Annotated in this window: 14 protein-coding genes; 8 read left to right on the forward strand and 6 right to left on the reverse strand. The window is 73.0% G+C overall.

Annotated elements, in window-relative coordinates:
• Positions 1-28 precede the first annotated feature (28 nt).
• Entirely contained in the window at positions 29-1,558 is a 1,530-nt protein-coding gene (locus ACFC51_RS06340) for an ATP-binding protein (protein WP_376527238.1), read from the reverse strand.
• Between the two features lie 558 nt (positions 1,559-2,116).
• On the opposite strand from ACFC51_RS06340, the gene ACFC51_RS06345 reads away from it, so the two are divergent.
• The gene (locus ACFC51_RS06345; protein WP_376367240.1) at positions 2,117-4,462 is read left to right on the forward strand and encodes a SpoIIE family protein phosphatase; all 2,346 of its coding nucleotides are present in this window, start codon (positions 2,117-2,119) and stop codon (positions 4,460-4,462) included.
• Between the two features lie 100 nt (positions 4,463-4,562).
• Here the strand turns inward: ACFC51_RS06345 and ACFC51_RS06350 are convergent, their stop codons facing one another.
• Positions 4,563-4,769, reverse strand: coding sequence for a DUF4287 domain-containing protein (locus tag ACFC51_RS06350; protein ID WP_376367238.1), 207 nt, complete (start codon positions 4,767-4,769; stop codon positions 4,563-4,565).
• Between the two features lie 256 nt (positions 4,770-5,025).
• On the opposite strand from ACFC51_RS06350, the gene ACFC51_RS06355 reads away from it, so the two are divergent.
• The 3 genes from ACFC51_RS06355 to ACFC51_RS06365 are packed head-to-tail and all read left to right on the forward strand — an operon-like array spanning position 5,026 to position 9,793.
• Entirely contained in the window at positions 5,026-5,634 is a 609-nt protein-coding gene (locus tag ACFC51_RS06355) for a hypothetical protein (RefSeq protein ID WP_376527241.1), read from the forward strand.
• A gap of 5 nt (positions 5,635-5,639) precedes the next feature.
• Positions 5,640-8,360: a caspase family protein gene (locus tag ACFC51_RS06360; protein WP_376527244.1), complete on the forward strand. Its 2,721-nt coding sequence runs from the start codon at positions 5,640-5,642 to the stop codon at positions 8,358-8,360.
• The gene (locus ACFC51_RS06365; protein ID WP_376367232.1) at positions 8,357-9,793 is read left to right on the forward strand and encodes an extracellular solute-binding protein; all 1,437 of its coding nucleotides are present in this window, start codon (positions 8,357-8,359) and stop codon (positions 9,791-9,793) included. Before ACFC51_RS06360 ends, ACFC51_RS06365 begins: the two co-directional genes overlap by 4 nt.
• Before the next feature lie 96 nt (positions 9,794-9,889).
• On the opposite strand, the gene ACFC51_RS06370 is transcribed toward ACFC51_RS06365, so the two are convergent.
• Complete coding sequence (locus tag ACFC51_RS06370; protein ID WP_376367230.1) at positions 9,890-10,897, reverse strand: SEC-C domain-containing protein; 1,008 nt, start codon at positions 10,895-10,897, stop codon at positions 9,890-9,892.
• An 87-nt stretch (positions 10,898-10,984) separates the two neighbouring features.
• The gene (locus ACFC51_RS06375) at positions 10,985-12,409 is read right to left on the reverse strand and encodes an MFS transporter (protein ID WP_376527247.1); all 1,425 of its coding nucleotides are present in this window, start codon (positions 12,407-12,409) and stop codon (positions 10,985-10,987) included.
• 132 nt (positions 12,410-12,541) lie between these two features.
• On the opposite strand from ACFC51_RS06375, the gene ACFC51_RS06380 reads away from it, so the two are divergent.
• The 4 genes from ACFC51_RS06380 to ACFC51_RS06395 all read left to right on the forward strand — a co-directional run bounded on the left by ACFC51_RS06380 (position 12,542) and on the right by ACFC51_RS06395 (position 15,296).
• Positions 12,542-13,075, forward strand: a complete 534-nt coding sequence (locus ACFC51_RS06380) for a winged helix-turn-helix transcriptional regulator (RefSeq protein WP_376367227.1) — start codon at positions 12,542-12,544, stop codon at positions 13,073-13,075.
• A gap of 44 nt (positions 13,076-13,119) precedes the next feature.
• Positions 13,120-13,452 carry a DUF6412 domain-containing protein gene (locus tag ACFC51_RS06385; protein WP_376527249.1) on the forward strand — a complete coding sequence of 111 codons (333 nt, stop codon included), beginning with the start codon at positions 13,120-13,122 and terminating at the stop codon, positions 13,450-13,452.
• Positions 13,453-13,539: 87 nt separating this feature from the next.
• Positions 13,540-14,310: a YidC/Oxa1 family membrane protein insertase gene (locus ACFC51_RS06390; RefSeq protein ID WP_376527252.1), complete on the forward strand. Its 771-nt coding sequence runs from the start codon at positions 13,540-13,542 to the stop codon at positions 14,308-14,310.
• A 125-nt stretch (positions 14,311-14,435) separates the two neighbouring features.
• A complete protein-coding gene (locus ACFC51_RS06395) occupies positions 14,436-15,296 on the forward strand; it encodes a fumarylacetoacetate hydrolase family protein (RefSeq protein ID WP_376367221.1) in 861 nt (286 codons plus the stop codon).
• Positions 15,297-15,362: 66 nt separating this feature from the next.
• Here ACFC51_RS06395 and ACFC51_RS06400 read toward each other — a convergent pair whose 3' ends face one another.
• Both ACFC51_RS06400 and ACFC51_RS06405 read right to left on the reverse strand, forming a co-directional pair.
• Positions 15,363-15,842, reverse strand: a complete 480-nt coding sequence (locus tag ACFC51_RS06400) for a heme-degrading domain-containing protein (protein WP_376367220.1) — start codon at positions 15,840-15,842, stop codon at positions 15,363-15,365.
• Entirely contained in the window at positions 15,839-16,945 is a 1,107-nt protein-coding gene (locus ACFC51_RS06405; protein WP_376367218.1) for a Gfo/Idh/MocA family oxidoreductase, read from the reverse strand. The genes ACFC51_RS06400 and ACFC51_RS06405 overlap by 4 nt, the downstream gene beginning before the upstream one ends.
• Between the last annotated feature and the right edge of the window lie 6 nt (positions 16,946-16,951).

Below are 16,951 nucleotides of genomic sequence, written 5' to 3' on the forward strand. Positions count from 1 at the left end.
CCTCGGGAAGGGCGGAGGGCGGTGGGTGTCAGCGCGTCATTTCGCAGCGAGCCGCTGTCACCAGGACGCTGTTCCACAAGGCGATCTTGTCCGCGCGTCTGGCCCGGACCTGTGACTTCTGGAAGATCTCCTCGACCATGAGGTAGAGCATGCTCTTCACGACCGGGGCGTCGTTGAGCCCGCCCCGGCGCCCGCCGTTGAATGCCGACCGGTACATCTTGTTGAGCCTGATCTCCCGGACGTCACGGTCCAGCTCGAAGAACAGGTCCGACGCCAGGGACGTCCAGCGGAAAGTGATGGGCTCCTCACCCGACAGCTCCGGAAGCTCGTCCCGCAGGACCCGGCGGAGTTTCGGGTCGAGGCCCTTGCCCGCCGGAATCACGGCTTCCCGTGTCACCTCCGTGACTCTCCTGGCCGCCTCCCGGTACGTCGTCTGGGCCTCCTGGACGTACTCGGCGAAGGTGCTGCCCGATCCGTCCGTGGCCTGTTCGAGCCCTCGGGCGAAGGCCGGGGTGACCGTCACGCCGTCCTTCTTGACGGTGAGGCTGAAGACGTCGTTCGCCTGGGCGGGCAGGTCGATGGCGATACGGGCCAGGGCGAGGTGCCCCTCGGGACTGCGGGTGCTGTTCCAGCCGCCGGCCTGCACGAGCCTGTTGTTGCGGTAGATGTAGAAGCCCTGGCGCTCGGCGAGCGGCCCGATGCCCCGGAAGCTGACCAGCGGGGACTTCGGCTGCCAGATGTGTGCCGTCAGCGCCACGTCACCGACGCCCTCGACGGGTGCCGTGTACGTACGCGGGTAGCCGGCCCGGCCGGGGACCCGGTAGCCGAAGGGGTCGATCGGTTCTACGCCCCGGTGATCCAGTTCCTCCTTCGTCGTGACGTCCTCGACCACGATGTCGACGTTGAAGGAGTCGTCCGCCAGGAAACGGTGCAGATGGAGCCCGAGATGGGTCTCCAGCTTCTCGATCGCGTCGTCCAGGTAGCGGTCCGCCTGCCCGGCGGTGACCGTGTCGAAGGCGCGGACCTTGTCCCAGCGGACGATCGTGCCGTGCCACTCGATCAGGCCGTCGTAGCGGTCGACGAGATCCTGACAGTATCCAGGGTCCACGATGTCGCAGGTGAAATCGGCCTGTGCGCGGGCCGTCAGCCACCGGCGGCCGGTGGACGGGCTGCGCTTGGTGCGGCTGATCACCGTGAGCGAGTCGGCGTGCGAGAGGGATGCGGCCTTGAGGCCCGCGCCGAAGTGGCCGAGCGCGTTCTCCCCGTACTCCTGCCGGCCGCCCACCGTCATCGCGGTGTCGAGGGTCTCGTCGTTCATGCCCCGGCCGTCGTCGACGACCAGAAGGCTGACCAGGCGGTCCTCGTCACGCAGGAAGCTGATGACGACGTTGCGCGCGCCCGCGTCGATGGAGTTGTCGACGAGGTCGGCTATCGCCGCCTCGAACCCGTATCCCTGGTGCGTCAGCGACTCGACGTAACGCGCGGCGGGCGGCAGCCGCTTGCTGCCCGTCGTAGGGATCTCGTACTGCCAGTCCGCGGACGGCTGATAGGGCGGCATGGGCTTCCTCGCACGGACGGAACGGGGCCTGCGTGGGGGGTGAGTTGGCCCGGGGACTGATTGTTGAATGTGATCGTATTGCAAAGGTGCGACAAGGGAGCGATTCCCGGCCGAATTCGGTCCAGGGCTGTGACAGACCCGGAACGGTCCGGTTCCGTGCATCGGATCCGACTCTCCTCGGAGGCGGTGAACCCCGAGGAGCGGTCGTCGGCCAGGGCGGCCTCCATCGGGCTGTAGCCGTCCGCCAGGACCCGGAGGAAGTCGGGGAGGCTGCCGGCCACCACGCCGCACTCGCCCTCCGAGTCCAGGAACACGCCCGGCTGGTCGGCGAGGGGGTGGCCGGTCCGGGCCCGGCGGATCATGGCGTCGGCCAGGGCGGCCGGGAAGCGGCGGTCGGCCTCCGTCGTGTGATCCATGGACGCAGGCCAGGCGCCCCCGCCGACAGCAGGCCCCTCCGGTAGCGGGCCACCGGCAGGGGCCCGATGCTGGTTGCGTACGTGTCGTCGTGGGCGGAGGCTCGGTCGCGGGTCGCCGCGAGGGGGCGAAGGAGCTGGGCTCATGGCTGATGCGCCGCTGATGGTCGTCGACAGCGACGGGGTGGTCACCGGGTGGAGCCGGGACGCCGAGCAGCGTTACGGGCAGGCGACCGCGCAAGCACTGGGCCTGCGCATGATGGACGTGCTGGCGGCCGACCCCCGGCAGCCCGCCGACGGCGGGCGCACCCTGTCGGGGCTGCGCCTGGAGCCCCTCGCGGGAGGGGGCTGGGCCGTCTGGTCGACCGAGGCGGCCGGCTCCGGGGGCAACAGCCCCGACGCCGTGGGGGCGGCGCTGTTGAACGTGATGTTCACGCAGGTACGCGTACGGGTCCATGTGCTCGACACCGAACTCCGCCTCGTACGGATCAGCGACCCCGCGACGGCGGCCGAGACGGACGAGACCGAGCGGCTGCGCGGCCGGCCCTTCCGAGAGGTGTGCGGCTTCGAGGAGCCGGAGCGGGTGGAAGCCTACGTGCGTGAGGTCCTGCGCACCGGCGTACCCGGCTTCGAGCGGCCGTTCCGGGCCCGCCTCAGCCGCGCGCCCGGCGTACGGCGCACCCTCTCCCTGACCGCGTTCCGGCTCCAGGAGGGGCAGGCGGCGGACGACGGCCACCAGGGGGCCGTCCTCGGGGTCGCCGTCGCCGTCGCCGACGTCACCGAACAGGTGCGGCGCCGGGTCCGGGACGCGACGCTCGCGGCGGTGCGCGACGCCGTGGGCAAGACCTTGGACGTCGAGGCCACCTGCCGCGACCTGACCGATGCGCTCGTCCCGCTCTACGCCGATGTCGGCGTCATCGAGATCGTCGACGCGGTCCTGCGCGGCGAGACTCCCGAGCCGGGGCCGCTCGGCCGGGAGGTGCCGCTGCGCCGGGCCGCGTACAGCGGCACCGAGCCCGCCCATCCGGTCGGAGACGTACGGGCCGTTCCGCCCGGCACCCCCTTCCAGCGGAGCCTCTCCGACCTGCGGCCCCGCATCGTGCCGCTGGAGAACGCGCCGTGGGCCGACGCCGACCCCGCCCGCTCCCGTTCCATCCGGGAACTCGGCGCGCACACGCTCCTGCTGGCGCCGCTGACGCTGCGCGGTGCGGTCCTCGGGCTGGTGAGCCTCTACCGCTGCGGCGACTCCGAGCCCTTCACCGAGGAGGACATCTCCGTGGTGAGTTCGATCGCCTCCCGCGTCGCTCTCGGCATCGACAACGCCCGCCGCTACGTGCACGAATACACCATCGCCAGCGCCCTCCAGCGCCGGCTGCTGCCGCAGCGCCCCGCGCCCCAGCCCGCGGTCGAGACGGACCACCTGCTGCTGCCCGGCGGGGGTCCGGGCTGCTGGTTCGACACGATCGCGCTGTCCGGGGCCCGCACCGCTCTCGTGATCGGGGAGGTGGCCGAGCGGGGCATCCACGCGGCCACCACCATGGGGCAGTTGCGCACCGTCGTCCACGCCTTCGCGGCGCTCGACCTGGAACCCGACGAACTGCTCGCGCGCCTGTACGACGCCGCGGCGCGGCTGGCGGAGGAGCGCGCGCAACTGCCGGCGAGCGACCCCCTGCACCGTGAGCCACTGGCCGCGACCTGCGCGTACGCCGTGTACGACCCGTTCACCGAGACCTGCACCGTCGCTTCGGCCGGCCACTCCGCGCCCCTGGTCATCGGCCCGGACGGCACCGCCGCCACGGTCGGCGTGCCCCAGGGGCCGCCGCTCGGCTCATCGGAACGGGCACCTGTCGCCGCGATCTCCTTCCCGCTCCGGGAAGGCAGCCTGCTCGCGCTCCACAGCAGTGCGCTGGGAAGCCACTCCGACCCGTCGACGGGCGCGCTGTGCAAGGCGCTCACCCCGCCGGAACGGCCACTGCGGGACCTGTGCGACGCGGTCGCCTACGCCCTGCCCGACACCCAGGGCCTCCAGGGGGCCGCCCTGCTCCTGGCCCGTACCCACGCCATGCCCGCCGACCGGTACGCCGCCTGGGAGCTCCCGTACGACAAGACGGCCCCGGCGACCGCGCGCCGCCTCACCGCCGAGACGCTGTCCGACTGGCACGTCGACGACGACACCGGGGACGCGACCGAGCTGATCGTCAGCGAACTGGTGACCAACGCCGTCCGCTACGGCAGCCCGCCGGTGGAGCTGCGTCTCATCCTCGACCGGGGGCTGACCTGCGAGATCCGGGACGCCAGCACCACCGCCCCGTACATGAAGTACGCCGGAGCGGTGGACGAGGGCGGGCGAGGGCTCTTCATCATCTCCCAGCTCGCCTCGCTGTGGGGCACCCGGTACGCGGCCGAGGGCAAGACCGTCTGGTCGGAGCAGACCATTTCCCCCGAGGACGCGGATCCCCCCGACGACACGGGCCCCGGCGACGAGACGTGAGCCACGGCCGGGGCCTCCGGGACCTCTGGAGCCTCCATGGCCTCCGGGAGCTCCGGCAGCTCCGGGACCTCCCGGACCGCTGGGGCCCAGCGGCCTCGGCCTACGCGCCCTCGGCGAGGGTGTGTGCGACCAAGGCGTTGGCGTGGCCGTGGCCCAGGCCGTGCTCGGTCTTCAGCCAGGCGACGAGCTCCATGTGCCGGGTCAGCGGCGACGAGCGGATGAGGCCCTTCCACTCCTCGACCGGCCGGCCGTACTTCTTCTCGATCGAGGGGAAGTAGCTCGCGGGGCCCTTCACTGCACCGGTCATGTCCTGTGTCCCATCCCTGAAGTCCTTCGCGGCGAGCATCGGTGTGGTGCTCGGTGCCTTCTCGGTATCTGGACCGGCGGCGGAGGGAAAAGTGATCGCCGGGCGGAAAAATATCCGGCCGGCGTACAGCCGACCGATGAGTGGGTCGCCCCCCGACCGAAGTGGAACAGAGGGGTGCCCCGTGTCAACTCCCGTGAAATAATTGCATGTTGGTGATCAGTCCCACCGTGGGGCTACGGGGTCGATGGGGGCGGGAATGACGGACGGGGCGAGCACGCGTGAGCCGGAGCCGGGGCACGGGAGAGTCGCTTTACGGATCAGCCTCAGCGGGACGCACACCCGGCGCGACGACCTCGAAGCGCTGCACGTCTGGCTGAAGAACGCCCCGGTCCTCGAGGACGCACTGGAGCGCGACGAACTCGCCCTGGAACGGGCGGACTCGCTCACGCAGACGGAGGCGATGGGCGGGGAGCTGATCCAGGACATCATTCTCGTCGTCTCCGTCGAGCTGGCGCGCTCCGTGGCCGAGAACGCGTGGCGTTCCGTGGAGACCTGGCTGCGCAACCGGCGCCGCTTCGCCGATCCCGAGGAGACGCCCCGCGTCACGCTCGACGCACCGCCGCAGGGGCCGGGCTCCGATCTGAGCCGCGACACCGGCCGTGACGGCGACCGCAGGACCAGCCGTGCCGACGAGCCCGGGGCCGACCCCGCTCCCGGCACCGGCGGTGACCGCGCTTCCGGCCCCGGCACCGGCCCCACTCCCGGCACCGGCGGCGACGGGGACGACGACGGGGGCCCGGACGCCGGGCCGGGGTCCGGTGGGCGGAACCGAACGCGCGGCGGCGACGAGCCCGGAGAGGTCTAGTCACCGTGCCGCCGTACAACGCGCGCGGCGAGGAGAACGGGACCAAGCGGCACAGGGCCGTGCTCATCGGGGTGGAGCACTACACCGGCAGCCGGAACGACCTCCCGGCGGTCACCACGAACCTCCGGCTCATGCGCGAGGCACTGACCGCCGAAGGCACCGGAGTGATCGACCCGGAGGATCTGGTCGTCATCCCGGAGCAGGACGGCCCGGCGGTCACCGTCGATCCGCTCCGGGTGAGCGCCGAGCTGAGGAACGCCCGGGACCAGGTGACCGGACTGCTGGTCGTCTACTTCGCCGGGCACGGCATCGTGCGCCCCGACGGCAGCGACCTCAACCTGATGTTCACCGACTCGCGGGTGACCAGGGACCGTCGCCACCCTTTCGTCGACACGCTGTCCTGGCGCGACGACGTCATGCCCGACCTGCGCAACTCCCGCGCCGACTGGGTCGTCGTCATCCTCGACTGCTGCTTCGCCGGCAACGCCCTCTGGGCCTTCAGCCCCGCGGCCGGACAGAACTTCGCCCTGCTCACCGCGGCGGAGCCGGGGGTGGAGATCCCGCCCGGTGATCCCCGTACCGGCACGGAGTTTACGGCCGCCCTCCACCGTCTGCTGACCACCGGGGAGGGGCAGCCCGTCACCTTCACCCGGATCGTCACCGGCATCCGCCGGGAGATGGCCGCGCTGAAGGCCGTCGACGGCCACCCCTGGATCCCGGACGAACTGAGGCACGGCGACGACGTGGTGCTCGCGCTCCCCGCGGACGTGGGACCTCCGCCCGTGGTGCCTTCACCGCCCCCTCCGGTGCCGGCGCCCTCGGGCGGCCGGGGGGCGGAGCACACGGGGCGACGGGCGTGGCCGGCGGTCACGGCCCTGCTGCGCCGCCTGCTCCCCGTCCGCCGTGCGACACGTGCGACGGCCGTCGTCATAGCGGGCGTCGCCGCACTCGCCGGAGCCGGTGCGTGGTACCTCCTCGGCGGGAGCCAGAGCGGCGGATGCGCCTCGCCCCTGGAGCTCCGCGTGCTCACCGACCCCGATCTGCTGCCCACCGTGCAGAAGGCCGCCGACGCCTACCCCAAGCGGGACGGCGACGGCTGCCGGACCGTCGGCATCAACGTCTACGACGTCAAGGCGACCGACGCCGTGGCGGGCTTCCGTTCCTCGTCCCTCTGGCAGGAACCGCCCGCCACCTGCCCGGCCTCCGGCGACTGCCTGCGGCCCCAGCGGGACATCGGCGCACAGCCGGACATCTGGATCCCGGCGGCCGGCACGGCGTGGCAGAGGGCGACGGCCCGCGGGACCAGCGGCGGCGACGCCTCCGCCGGACCCGCCGCGAGTGCCGCGAGGAGCGTCGTGGACCTCGACCGGCTGGGCTCCGTCGCCTACACGCCGATGGTCCTCGGCGTGCCGGACACCCTCGCCCTGGCGCAGTCCCTGCAGACCGACGACCCGCTCGGTGCCATCGTCTCCGGGCTGGAGGACGCCCAGCCGGACACGGTCGAGATCCTCCGCCCCGACCCCGAGGGCACCGAGGGCGCCCTGCTGTCGACCCACGCGCTCTACGCCTCCTCCGGCGCAGGGCACGCGTCCACGGTGGAGCAGGACATGGCCCAGGCGCTGCGGACCGTGCCCTCCACCGCGAGGGAGCTGATGTGCACCCTGGCGGACGGCACGCACAACCCACTGGAGGACCGGGCGGCGGTCCTCGTGCCGGAGCAGACGCTGGCACTGTTCAACCTGTCGGCCGGCGAACCGGGGCGCCCCGACTGCGCGACGGAGGCCCTGGCGCACCGGGTCGCCCACTACCCGGCCGACGTACCGATGCTGGACCTGCCCTTCGTCCGGGTCACCTGGGCGGGGGCCGACCGGGACGCCGACGCGCGGACGGCAGCCGTCGAGGACTTCTACGACTGGCTGGCCACCGACCCGGCCGCACAGAGGTGCTTCACCGACGACGGCTTCCGGGGCGTACAGCAGCAGGGCGCGCAGAAAGGGAGGCCGGCCCCGCCCGGTGAGGCGTCCGTGCTGAGGGCCGAGGACAACAAGGCAGCCGTGCGCGAACTGATCCCGGCGACCGGCGTCGGCACCGACGTCTCGCCGTCCCTCGGCTCCACCCTGAGCCGCTACCGGGGCGCGCTCGGGCCCGGCCGCGTGCTCTACCTGCTCGACGACTCGACCTCGATGGCCGACAAACGGGTCTGGGACGGCACCGGCGGTGCCAAGGCGCTGGTGAGCCGCTCGATGAGCTCCCTGGGGTCCCGGGACGCGTACGGGGTACGCACGGCCGCGGTCCGGAAAGGGGAACAGGCCGCGGACCTCGTGACGTTCGGGCAGCACACCCGCTCCGACGTGCAGCGGGCGGTCGCCGGCGCGAAGGCCGTCGGTCTCGACGCCCGCTTCGCGGACGCCATGCACGCGGCGCTCGGCACCCTGCGCGAGGAGCCGGTCGAGGCGGAACAGCCACGGCTCCTCGTCCTGGTCACCGACGGCGAGGACTTCGAGGGCGTCACGGCGAAGGAACAGAAGGAGCTGGTCACCGAGGCCGGGCGGTCGCCGCTCGTCAGGATCGTGACCGCCTCGCTCCAGGACGGCGCGTGCACGCCGGGCCGGTTCGGCGAGCAACTCGCCGCGGCGAGCGGCGGGCGCTGTCTGGACCCGGCCGGCGACATCGCGGCCGAGCTGGCGGCGGAGGTCGCCAAGGCCGGAACGGGGGACGCGGAATGACCTACGGCGACCGGAGTGCCGGCCGGCGGTTCAGGACCGCGGTCGTCCTCGGCTGTCTGCTCGCCCTCGCGTCCGCCGCCTGTACGGGAGGACCGGGGCGGTCCCGGTCGCCGGGCGGGCAGGAACACGCCGCGGAGGGGCCCCTCGTCGTGGCCAGCGGGCTCGACGTGACCGGCTCAGGCAGCGTACGGCAGCAGCTCATCGAGGAATGGAACCGCCGGCACGCGGGGCCGGGGGACCGGCAGGCCAAGCTCGTCGAGCTGCCCGGAGGAGCCGACCAGCAGCGCAGCCAGCTGCTGGGTGCGCTCCAGTCGGGCAGCGCCCGCTACGACGTGGTGAACCTCGACATCACCTGGATCCCCGAATTCGCCGAGGCCGGACTCATCAGCCCGATGCCGGATCCGGAACCGGGTGCCGCCGCCGACGACGCCCTCGACTTCATCCGGCAGGTGCACGCCACCACCGTCTGGAAGGGCCGCTCCTACGCACGGCCGTTCAACACCGACGTGGGTCTCCTCTACTACCGGACCGACCTGCTGACCCGGGCCATGGCGGCGGACAGGCTCCCCACCGCCACGTGGACGTGGGAGCAGCTCTACTCCTCCGTCAAGACCCTCGGGCTGAACCCGGTCCGTCCCGGCGAGCGGGCGGGCTGGACCACCCAGCTGAAGCAGTACGAGGGGCTCACCGTCAACACCGTCGAGGCCTTCGCCGACGCGGGCGTCGAACTCACCGACGACGAGGGGCGGTACACCTCCAGTCCCGGAGAACTCAAGAAGGGGCTCGACGCGCTGCTCGACCGTGTCGACCGCGGCCGCGTCCAGCCCGCCGCGTCCGGCTCCGACGAGACCGCGTCCCTCACCGACTTCGTCGAGGGCCGCGCCGTCTTCCTGCGCCACTGGCCCTATGCGTACGGGGCTCTGGGCGGCCTCATGGACCCGGCCGCCTACGACGTGAACCGGCTGCCGGGGAAGGCCGTGCTCGGCGGGCAGAACCTCGCCGTGACCGCCGACTCGCCCCGCGCCGACGACGCCCGCGCGCTCATCACCTTCCTGACCTCGCGCGAGAGCGAACGCTGCCTGCTCGACGCGGGCTTCGCAGCGACCCGGGACTCCGCGTACCACCACGTGGAGGAGCGCTGCTGGCCACGCGTCGCCGCGGCGCTCGCCCCGGCCGGGGACGCACCGAAGGCGGCGGCCACGGAGGAGGAGACGCCGGAGGAACAGCCCCCGGCGGAGCGCGACGCGTACATCCGGACCCTCGGCGCGGCGCTGACCGAGGCGGTGCAACGGCCCCGGACCCCGTACTACGGCGCGTTCACCCAGGTCCTGCAGACCCAGGTGCACGCGCTGCTGACCGCCGGGCGACCCGACCTCGACGAGGCCGCCGCGAAGCTGGACGCGGCGCTGCGGGACGTGTTCGCGGGCCGGTGAGAGCGGGCCCGGCCCTCCTCGGTCAGGAGGAGGGCCGGGCCCTCCCGGTCAGGAGGAGGCCTGGCCTCCCCGGGCGGGCGGGAGGGCCGGCGCCTCTCAGGCCGCCCCGTGGCACTCCCGGTACGAACGCTCCGAGCCGCACCAGCACGCCGCGCTGCGCGCCGGGGGCCACGGGACGGCCCGGCCGCGGGCCGCCAGCGTCGTGGCGTACTGGGGGAGCAGGTCGGGGTCGGACGGCGACGCCGCCTCCGACGCGGCGAACGCCTCGTAGGAGGGGACCGTGCCCGTCACGATGCCGAGATTCGGCGTGCCGGCGGCGTGCAGGTCCCGCAACGCCGCCTCCAGACGGGCCAGATGGTCCTCGTGCGAGACGTACTCCTGGGCCAGCTCCGGGTAGGTGGTGAGCAGTTCGCGCAGCTCGTCCTCGGGCCAGTGGAGCACGGCGACGGGGAACGGGCGGGACAACGCCGTGCGGTAGGTGCCCAGTTCGGCGCGGAGGCGGGTGATCTCCGCCTGCAGCTCGCCCGGGTCCGAGGAGCCGAGGGACCACAGGCGCTTCGGGTCGTGCAGTTCGTCCAGGGGGACGGCGGCCGTGTGCAGCGTGTCCGCCAGCTCGTCCCACGCGTCGTGGGCGACCCCCATCAGCCTGCGCACCCGGTGCCGCCCGATCAGCAGCGACTGGGTGGCGTAGGGGACCTCCTCGCCCGGGGCGAGGAGCAGCCTCAGCGCGGTCGAGAAGAAGTCGTGGGCGGCCTCCAGCTCGTCGTGCGCCTCGAGCGTCTCCGCGGCGATCTCCCACGGTGCCGCGTCGAGCGGTCCCGCGGTGCGGATGCCGTCGATGATCGCGCGGGCCTCCGCCTCGTGGCCGTACTCCCAGAGGTTGGCGGCCTTGAGCGCTTTGACCAGGTGCGGGCGGTCGACGGCGGTCTCGGCGGAGCCGAGCAGTTCGTCGTAGAGGGTGCTCGCGCGGGCGCGCTCACCCGCGAGCTCCAGATGGGCCGCGGCCTGGAGGAACAGCGGTTCGTGGTCCTCGGGGTACTGCGCCGCGGTGCGGAGCAGACGCTCGGCTTCGGTGATGTGGTCGGCAGGCGTGTCGGGGCGCATGGACCACACGGTACTGCGGGACGGGTGGGAGGTGAGAGGGCGCGTGCCGGAGTGCCGGTGAAGGCCCGGCGGCGCCGGGGAGAACACTCAGCGCTCCCGCAGGAACAGGACGCCCGCCGTGCCCGCCAGCGCCACCGCTGCGGACAGCAGGATCGCCCGGTCGGCGCCCGCGGCGGTCGGGGCCACCGCGATCGTCAGGGCGACGCCCGCGGAGGAGCCGAGATAGCGGGCGGTGTTGTTGGCGCCGGACCCCATGGCCGCACGCTCCGGCGGTACGGACTCGACCGCGAGGCGGGGCAGCGCCGCGTTGATCAGGCCGCTGCCGGCCCCGGCCACGATCAGGGCAGGGACGAGACGCAGCCACACCGAGGTCCCCGCGCCGCCCGGTGTGCCGGTCAGGGTCCCCAGCAGCGGGAGCAGCGCCACCGCGTGGAGCGCGAAGCCCGCGGCGAGCTGGTGGCGGGCCGGGATCCGGCCGGTGAGCCGCCGCGACTGGAGCGCCGCGACGAACGCCGCACCGGACCAGAGGAGGAACAGCCAGGCCGAGTCGAGGGCCGAGAGGCCGAGGGAGTGCTGCAGGAGGGTCGGCAGGTAGCTGAACAGGCCGATCACGGAGAGCCCTGTGACGAGGCCGCCCAGGGAGGCCGCCAGGAAGGTGCGGCTGCGCAGCAGCGACAGCGCGATCAGGGGGGCGGCCGCCCGGCGCTCCACCGCGGCGAACACGGCGGTCAGGGCGAGGGCCGCGAGCAGCAGCAGGCCGACCGGCGTGCGCAGCCAGCCGTCCCGGCCGAGCGTCAGGGCCGTCAGAAGCGCGGTCATCGCCAGTCCGAGCACGGCGGCGCCCGCCAGGTCGGGGCGTCCGGGGCGGGGTGCGCGGGACTCGGTCAGCGCGGGGAAGGCGAAGGCCGCAGTGGCGAGGGCGCCGGCTCCCAGGGCGAGATAGGTCAGGCGCCAGTCGACCTGGCCGAGCGAGCTCGCGAGCAGGGGGCCGAGTGCGATCCCCGCGCTCACGAAGGCGCCCCAGACGCCCATCGCCTTGATGCGTGCGTGGCCGGCCGGATACGCGCCGACCAGGAGCCCCAGGCTGGCGGCGAGGATCGCCGCACTCGCGGCGCCCTGGCCCGCCCGGGCGAGGGTGAAGCCGAGGGTGTTCGTGGTGAGGGCCGCGAGTGCGGTGGTGAGGCCGAGACCGAGGGTGCCGATGAGGAAGAGCCTGCGGCGCCCGAAGTCGTCGGCGAGGCTCCCCGCGACGAGCAGGAGGACCGCGAGGCCGAGCGGGGCTCCGTTGAGGAGCCAGGCCTGGGCGGCGGGCGGAGTGGCGAAGGCCGCCGAGAGGGCGGGCAGCGCCGCCATGGGCGCGGTGTAGTTCATCAGGGCGACGGCCGTGGCGGCGCTGGTCACGGCAAGGGTCGCGCCGGGGCGGTGCGCCCGACGGGGGCCGGCGGGAGGCCGCACGCGGGTGGGTCCGGTCCGCGCGGGGGCGGCTCCGGTCTGTACGGGCTGCTGGGTCATGACGTCCCTCCGGGGGATCGGCCCGCCTGATGTCCAGGTCCATGGCCAAGGTTCGGTGAATGAACCTACTGGAGATCCGACGCTAGCACGGGTCGGTTCATTCACCGAACCGAAAGGAGTAAAGTGATTGCCATGGCTCTCGGCAAGGACTACGCGGCGCAGCAGTGCTCGATCGCCCGCGCGCTCGAAGTGATCGGCGAGCGCTGGACCCTGCTCGTCGTGCGCGACGCCTTCTACGGGGTGCGCCGCTACAACGACTTCCTCGGCCACCTCGGGATCCCCCGCGCCGTCCTCGCCTCCCGCCTCCAGGCGCTCACCGAGGCGGGCGTCCTGGCCAGGCGGCGCTACCAGGAGTCGCCCCCGCGCGACGAGTACGTCCTGACCGACAGCGGCAAGGCGCTCTGGCCGACCCTGCGCTCCCTCGGCCTCTGGGGCCGCGAGCACATCGAGGGCACCCTCCCCATGCGCCACTTCGTCCACGCCGACTGCGGCACCGAACTCGGGGCGTTCGGACAGTGCACGGCCTGCGGCAACACCGGCGTACCGCTGGAGGACGTGGAGATGCGGCCGGGCGCCGGACTCGACCCCGACCCCGCCGACCCCGTCAGCCGCGCCCTGCTCGCCCCCCGCCGTCTCCTTCAGCCGCTGGACACCGATCGTGTATAACGGCTGAAGGACACAACCGGGCGAAACGTGAAGGGGGAGGGCTGATGGACGACGCTGTGAACCGCGTACGCCGAGCGGTCGGCCGCCTGCTCCGCCCCGCCGCCTTCCTGGTCCTGTTCCTCACCGAGGTCCTGCTCGCCGAGGGCGGCAGCCTCTCCGCCGCCGTCGCGCTCGCCGCCACCGCGGCCGCCGGCTCGGCCCTCCTCGTCTGCTCCGTCATCAGCGCCCGCTGCGCCGCCCCCGTACCCCGTACGAGCGTGCGCACCGCCATGCGCGACCGGGAGAAGCGCACCGCCTTCCTCCCGCAGCGCGACCCCGACGCCCGGGGCCGCACCAGGCCCCGAGCACCCGGGGCCGCCCTCCTGACGGCCGCGTAGAGGGCACACCTTCCACGACCTTCTGCGCGGGTCGTCCTGCCGAGTCGCTCGTTCCCCGGCACGACGAGACCCCCGGAGGGCTCACCCATGTCCGCATTCATGTCCGCTTTCGCGAGCCTGGTCGGCGCATTCGCCGACCTGCTCCAGCCCCTGTTCCAGAACGCGTCCACCGCCGCCGCGATCGTCCTCTTCACCGCCCTCGTGCGGCTCGCCGTCCACCCCCTCTCGCGGGCGGCGGCGCGCGGGCAGAAGGCCCGCACCAGGCTCCAGCCGCAGATCGCCGAACTGCGCAAGAAGCACGCCAAGAACCCCGACCGGATGCAGAATGCGCTCATGGAGCTCCACGCGAAGGAGAAGGTCTCCCCCCTCTCCGGCTGCCTGCCGAGCCTGCTCCAGATGCCCGCCTTCTTCCTGCTCTACCACCTGTTCTCCAGCCGGCGGATCGGCGACGACCCGAACTCGCTGCTCGGCCACGAGCTCTTCGGTGCACCGCTGGGCGAGCGCTGGCACGACGCACTCGCCGACGGCGGGGTCTTCGGGCAGCAGGGCCTGGTCTACCTCGGGCTCTTCGTGATCGTCGCCGCCGTCGCCACCTTCAACTACGGACGCACCAAGCGGCAGATGGCTGCGAACCCGATGACGCCGGCCACCGGCCCGGACGGACAGCCCGTGCCGGGCATGGGTGCGATGACGAAGGTCATGCCGCTGATGTCCTTCCTCACCCTGGTCTCCGTCGCCTACGTGCCGCTCGCCGCGGCCCTCTACATCGTCACCAGCACCACCTGGACCGCCGTCGAGCGCGCCTACCTCTACCGCGACTCCCCGGCGGCCGAGGCCGCGGCCGTGCCCGCCGTCTAGGGCTTCCGGGTCCAGGGTGTGAACAGGGTCTTGCGGAGTGATCCGATGTCTTGGAGGATCGGCCAAGCCTCTCGCTGGCCGCAACCCATCGACGGGCTCGATCTCGACCAAGGGGAGATGGACCGTTGAAGCTTCTTCGAGTGGGTACGGCGGGCTCGGAACGCCCCGCGCTGCTTGACCGTAACGGGACCTTGCGTGACCTTTCGGGCCTCGTCACCGACATCGACGGCGAGCTCCTCGCCGACGCCTCGGCGCTCGCACGCGTACGGGAGGCGGCGCAGACGCCCGACGTCCTCCCGCCGATCGAGGCGGACGGCCTGAGGGTCGGACCTCCCCTCGGCCGGATCGGCAAGATCGTGTGCATCGGGCTGAACTACCACGACCACGCCGCCGAGACCGGGGCGGCGATCCCGGACGAGCCGATCCTGTTCTTCAAGGCCCCCGACACCGTCGTCGGCCCCGAGGACACCGTCCTCGTGCCGCGCCGCAGCCGGAAGACCGACTGGGAGGTCGAGCTCGCCGTCGTGATCGGCCGCACCGCCCGCTACCTGGACTCCGCCGAGGAGGCGCTCGGGCACGTCGCCGGATACGCGACCTCGCACGACGTCTCCGAGCGGGAGTTCCAGATCGAGCGCGGCGGCACCTGGGACAAGGGCAAGAACTGCGAGACGTTCAACCCGCTCGGTCCCTGGCTCGTCACCGCGGACGAGATCCCCGACCCGCAGGCGCTCCCGCTGAAGCTGTGGGTCAACGGGGAGCTCAAGCAGGACGGCACGACGGCCCGGCAGATCTTCCCGGTCGGCGAGGTCGTGCGCTACCTGAGCCACTTCATGACGCTCTACCCCGGCGACGTCATCAACACGGGCACCCCGGCGGGCGTGGCCATGGGACGGCCCGAGCCGAAGCCCTACCTCCGCGCCGGTGACGTGGTGGAGCTCGAGGTCGAGGGGCTGGGACGCCAGCGCCAGGAGCTCAAGGACGCGTAGGCGGACACGACGGAGCGGCCGCCGGGATCACCCGGCGGCCGCTCCGTCGTCGTGGGCGGTCCGCCCTCAGGTCCGGGGGAGCGCCGTGAACTGCTCCAGGGCCTCCACCACCAGCGCGTGGTCCTCGGCCTGCGGCAGACCCGAGACCGTGACCGACCCGATCACTCCCGCACCTTCGACGGCGATAGGGAACGAGCCGCCGTGCGCGGCGTAGATGTCCGGGTCCAGCCGCGAGGACTCCTCGAACGTCGTCCCCTTCGCCCGGAACCGCGTCCCGACCAGGTAGGAGCTCTCCCCGTACCGCTCCACCACCCGCCGCTTGCGGTTGATCCACGCGTCGTTGTCCGCGCTCGACCCCGGCAGGGCGGCGTGGAACAACTGCTGGCCCCCACGCCGGATGTCGATCGCGACCGGGGCGTGCCGCTCACGGGCCAGCGCGACCAGCAGGCCGCCCAGTACGTACGCGTCGTCGTAGCCGAAGCGGGGCAGCGTCAGGCGCCGCTCCTGCGCGATCAGCTCGGAGATGGTCGGAGCGCTGGGGCTCATGCGTGCTGCTCCTCTTCGTGGTGGGGAAGGAGGGTCACGGACACGCCCTCGCGGGCCGAGCGCCGGGCCGCCTCCAGGACGTCGAGGGCGGCGGCGGCCTGGAGTGCCGTCACCGGGTTCTCCCCTGTGCCGCGGAGCGCCGAGGCGACGGCGGCGTAGTACGCGGGGTAGTCGCCCGGCACCGTACGGACGGGGTCGCCGCCGCCGGTCAGCGCGGACTCGCCGGAACCGACCCGGCCCCACAGCGACTCCGGCTCCTCGCCCCACGGCTTCCCCGCCGCCGGACGCGCACCCTCGCGCAGGGCGGCCTCCTGCGGGTCCAGGCCGTACTTCACATAGCCCGCCTTCGAGCCGAGCACCCGGAAGCGCGGGCCCAGCTGCGCCGTGGTGGCGCTCACGTACAGGTGGGAGCGCACCCCGTTGGCGTGGGTGATCGCGATGAAGGTGTCGTCGTCGGCCGCCGCACCCGGGCGGCGCACGTCGGACTCCGCGTACACCTGCACCGCGGGACCGAACAGCGTGAGGGCCTGGTCGACGACGTGGCTGCCCAGGTCGTAGAGGAGCCCGCCGATCTCCTCCGGGTCGCCCGACTCGCGCCACCCGCCCTTCAGCTGCGGACGCCACCGCTCGAAGCGGGACTCGAAGCGCTGCACCTCGCCGAGCTCGCCGTCCTCGATCAGGCCGGCCAGCGTGAGGAAGTCGTTGTCCCAGCGGCGGTTCTGGAAGACCGAGAGGAGCAGACCCCGCTCGGCGGCCAGCGCGGCCAGCTCGCGGGCCTCGGCCGCCGTACCGGCGATCGGCTTGTCCACGACCACCGGGAGCCCCGCCTCCAGCGCCGCCCTCGCGAGGGGGACGTGGGTCTTGTTCGGCGAGGCGATCACGATCAGGTCCAGCTCGTCCGCGCGCGGCCACAGCTCGTCGGGCGAGGCCGCGAACCGTACGCCGGGGAACTCGGCGCGGGCCTGCGCCTGCCGCTCCTCGTTCGACGTGACGACCGTGTCGAGGACGAGCCCCTCGGTCGCGGACACCAGCGGGGCGTGGAAGACGGAACCCGCCAGGCCGTAGCCGACGAGCCCGACGCGGAGAGGAGCGTTGGCAGTCATGCGTTC

Origin of the sequence: Streptomyces sp. NPDC055962 (assembly GCF_042270185.1) — a bacterium.
In the GTDB taxonomy this organism is placed as follows: domain Bacteria; phylum Actinomycetota; class Actinomycetes; order Streptomycetales; family Streptomycetaceae; genus Streptomyces.